Genomic DNA, 4,537 nt, shown 5'->3' on the forward strand with positions numbered 1-4,537 from the left:
TAAAAATGATAATCCTGCAGAACGATTTAATCCTTCTACTCTTGTAAGGATTGATGTGTTAAATGTTTTAAAAAATAATAGCTCAACACCAAGACTTATTGTTACTTATCCTGAGGCTTTGTGCGAAAAAGTTGTTAGTGAAGAAGAGCTTTCGGAAAATACTTCACAGCTAAAGATTAACACAAAACTTGATACTGATTTTATTATTGAATTTTTAAATGAATACAAATTTGAAAGAGTTGACTTTGTAAATGAAGCAGGATGTTTTTCGGTTCGTGGTGGAATAATTGATATTTTTTCTTATGCTAATAAATTTCCTTACAGGATTGAATTGTTGGATGATAAAATTGAATCTATTCGTGAATTTGATCCTGAATCACAGTTGTCGATACGCAAATTAAATGCTGTAACAATAATTCCAAATCTTGAAAAAAATCAGAAAAAGAGAGAAAGTATTTCTTTTTTAAAATACATTTCTCCTGAGACAATAATATTTTATAATAATCTTACTTTTGTTAAAGATGCACTTAAAAAGCATTTGACGGATGCTAAAAAAATTATTAAAAAAGAAGATAAAGTTGAAATAAAAAACCCTGAACAAACTTGTATTACTACCAAGAGTTTTATTGATGAATTAAAATTATTTACTTGTGTTGATTTTAATGAAAGCGAATATTTCAAATCTGATATCAGTTATAATTTTAACATAAAACCTCAGACGAATTTTAACAAAAATTTTGATATTTTTGGAGCGGAACTTTTGACAAATCAAAAAGCAGGAATTAAAAATTATATTTTTTCAGAATCATCAAAGCAGATAGAACTAATTTACGCAATTTTTGAAGACAAAATATTAGATGTTAAATTTGTTCCTGTTTATCAAAATCTTCATGCAGGTTTTATTGACAAGGATGCTAAAATAGCCTGCTTTGCCGAACATGAAATTTTTAAAAGATACCAAAAAGTACCTAAAACAAAAGTCTATTCAAATAACAGTACACTGAGTCTTAAAAATATTAATGAGTTAAAACAAGGGGATTACATAACTCATATAAATCATGGTATTGGACAATTTTCGGGTTTGGAAAAAATTGAAAATAATGGTAGAAAACAAGAAGCAATTAGGATAAACTATAAAGGTGGTGATTTACTTTATGTAAGTATTCACTCTTTGTATAAAATATCACGATACACAGGCAAAGAAGGAAATGAACCGAAATTGCATAGATTAGGTTCTAATAGTTGGGATAATTTAAAACAAAAAGCCAAGAAAAAAGTTAAGGATATTGCCCGTGATTTGATAAAACTTTATGCAAAACGAAAATCAGAAAAAGGCTTTAGTTTTACACCGGACACCTATCTGCAAACAGAACTTGAAGCTTCTTTTATGTATGAAGATACACCTGATCAAGCATCTTCAACTGAGGATGTAAAACGGGATATGGAAAGAGCAAACCCGATGGACAGGCTTATTTGCGGAGATGTAGGTTATGGCAAAACAGAAATTGCAATACGTGCGGCATTTAAGGCTGTAGCCGATAACAAGCAAGTAGCTATACTTGTTCCTACAACAATTTTAGCTTTTCAGCATTATCAAACTTTTACTGAAAGACTTAAAGAGTTTCCTGCAAACATTAATTATTTATCAAGATTTAAAACAGCAAAACAACAAGAAGAAATTAAGGATGAACTTGAGGATGGTAAAATTGATATTGTTATAGGTACTCATAAATTGTTGGGCAAAGGAATAAGGTTTAGGCGACTCGGGCTTTTAATTATTGATGAAGAACAAAAATTTGGTGTTACTGCAAAAGAAAAATTAAGGTCATTAAAAACAAATGTTGATACCTTGTCGCTAACGGCAACGCCTATTCCAAGAACTTTACAGTTTTCTTTAATGGGAGTGAGGGATTTGTCAATTATTAATACCGCTCCTGCCAATCGCCAGCCTACAGATACTTTTATAAAAACTTTTGATAGAGAAGTTGTTCGTGAAGCCATTGAAAAAGAAATGGAAAGAGATGGTCAGGTATTTTTTGTACACAACAGAATAAAAGACCTTGAACAAATTGAAAGTATAATCAGAAAAGAAATACCTCATGTAAAAATGGCAATTGCTCATGGAAGAATGCAAAGTAAAAACCTTGAAGAAATAATGCTGAATTTTATTGGCGGATATTATGACGTTTTACTTTCAACAAATATTATTGAATCGGGGCTTGATATACCTAATGCTAATACAATTATAATTAATGATGCACAAAATTTCGGATTAAGCGATCTTTATCAAATGCGAGGAAGAGTTGGGCGGTCAAATATCAAAGCATATTGTTTTTTACTTATTCCTTCATTTACTGCAATGACAACAGATGCACGAAAACGACTTGCGGCAATTGAGGAATTTACCGACCTTGGAAGCGGCTTCCATATTGCTATGCGTGATTTGGATATTAGAGGAGCAGGAAATCTTTTAGGTGCCGAACAAAGTGGTTTTATTTCTGATATTGGTCTTGATATGTATAAAAAAATATTGGAAGAAGCAATTTTTGAACTTAGACAAAATGAATTTGCCGACCTTTTTAAAGAAAGGCAAGATTTGAGTATGTTCCGTGAGTGCCAAGTTGACACCGACCTTGAAGTCCTTATCCCCGATGAATATATAAGCAGTGTTGAAGAGCGGTTAAACCTGTACAGCAAGCTTAATAAAATTAATGATGATAAAAAACTTCAGGAATTTGAAAAAGAATTAATTGACCGCTTTGGAAAAATACCTTATCAAACAAACGACTTGCTTGATTTGATGCGATTAAAATGGGAAGGACAGAAACTTGGAATAAAAAAAATATTTTTAAAAAGGAAAAGTTTCAAAGCAATTTTCCCTTATGATGTATCTGAAAGTGAACATTTTCAATCTAATATTTTTGGTAAATTATTAACATTTGCCAAATCAGGAAAGTATAAATGTGAATTCAATGAAAAAACAAAAGGGCTTGAACTTGCAATTTCAAATGTTGAATTTGTGGATGAAGCATTGGATGCTTTAAGGATGATTAAAAGAAGTATTTGAAGTAGGTTTTCCGCATGAGTCTCTTGGGTTAAGCAATTCTTAAAAATTACCGTTTATCCATTAATTCAGAGAATATTCATCAAAAAATGTCTTTTTTAATTGATTTATCAAATAGGCATAACTCCCCTGTTTACTCCAATTTTGCTATTGAAACATTCAAAAAAATAATATGTTTATTTTTCATTTTGCCTTCTTTTTGTTTTTTTGATATTCAAGCAGTTGGATATTAAACTTTTATTTTTTTATTATTTTTTTTGTAATTATTTCTTCATCTGTTTGAATTTTGATTATGTAAATTCCGCAATTAAATGCAGATAAATCAATCTTGTATTGATTTGCATTAGAATTGATTTGGCGGTTTAGAATAGTTTTTCCTGTAATATCGAAAATTTGAAAACTTTGAAGTGATTTGTTTTTACTTTTAACGGTTATATGCGAGTTTGCAGGATTCGGGAAAACCTTAATATCTGTTAATGCCCTTTCTTCTACCGAAATGATTTCAAACGCTTTGTATGTAGCTTCGTATTTGTATGCATACACATAATAAAGATTTTTTTTATTTGAGTATAAATATAAAAAGCCTGAACCAGGCGACCAATTACTACCATACCATTCTTCGTATAAGCCTGTTATTGAGTTTCCGTTTGCATCGTAAGTATAAGTATGACGATAGTCATGCTCCCAAGCATTTGTAGAGCTGTACCATTCATATAACTCTGTCAGCCAATTTCCGTTAGCATCGTAAGTATAAGTCCCACGATAGTCATTTTCCCAAGCATTTGTAGAACTGTTCCATTCTTCGTTTAAATATGTTAGCCAATTTCCGTTAGCATCGTAAGTATAAGTCCTATGATAGTCATTCTCCCAATCATTTGTAGAGCTGTTCCATTCTTCGTTTAAATGTGTCAGCCTATTTCCGTTAGCATCGTTAGTATAAGTCCCACGAGAGTCATTCTCCCAAGCATTTGTAGAGCTGTTCCAGTTTTCAAATAAATATGTCAGCCTATTTCCGTTTGCATCGTAAGTATAAGTCCTACGAAAGTTATTCTCCCAATCATTTGTAGAGCTGTTCCAGAGTTCATATAACTCTGACAGGCGATTTCCGTTTGCATCGTAAGTATAAATCCCACGAAAGTTATTCTCCCAATCATTTGTAGAGCTGTTCCAGTTTTCTCTCAAATATGTCAGCATATTTCCGTTTGCATCGTAAATATAAGTTCCACGAAAGTTATTCTCCCAAGCATTTGTATAGCTGTTCCATGTTTCAAATAACTCTGTTAGCCCATTTCCGTTAGCATCGTAAGTATAAGTCCCACGAAAGTTATTCTCCCAAGCATTTGTATAGCTGTTCCATATTTCATATAACTCTGTTAGCCTATTTCCGTTAGCATCGTAAGTATAAGTATAACGCCTGACATTCTCCCAAGCATTTGTAGAGCTGTTCCAATCCTCGGTTAATTCAATTTCAAC

Annotated in this window: 2 protein-coding genes; one reads left to right on the forward strand and one right to left on the reverse strand. The window is 31.8% G+C overall.

Annotated elements, in window-relative coordinates:
- On the forward strand, positions 1-3,067 hold a 3,067-nt coding region (mfd, locus tag U9R42_03140; protein ID MEA3495011.1), incomplete at its 5' end, for a transcription-repair coupling factor.
- Positions 3,068-3,301: 234 nt separating this feature from the next.
- On the opposite strand, the gene U9R42_03145 is transcribed toward mfd, so the two are convergent.
- A partial coding sequence (locus U9R42_03145) for a T9SS type A sorting domain-containing protein (protein MEA3495012.1) occupies positions 3,302-4,537 on the reverse strand: 1,236 nt, incomplete at its 5' end.

It is taken from the genome of Bacteroidota bacterium (genome assembly GCA_034723125.1).
GTDB lineage: Bacteria > Bacteroidota > Bacteroidia > CAILMK01 > JAAYUY01 > JAYEOP01.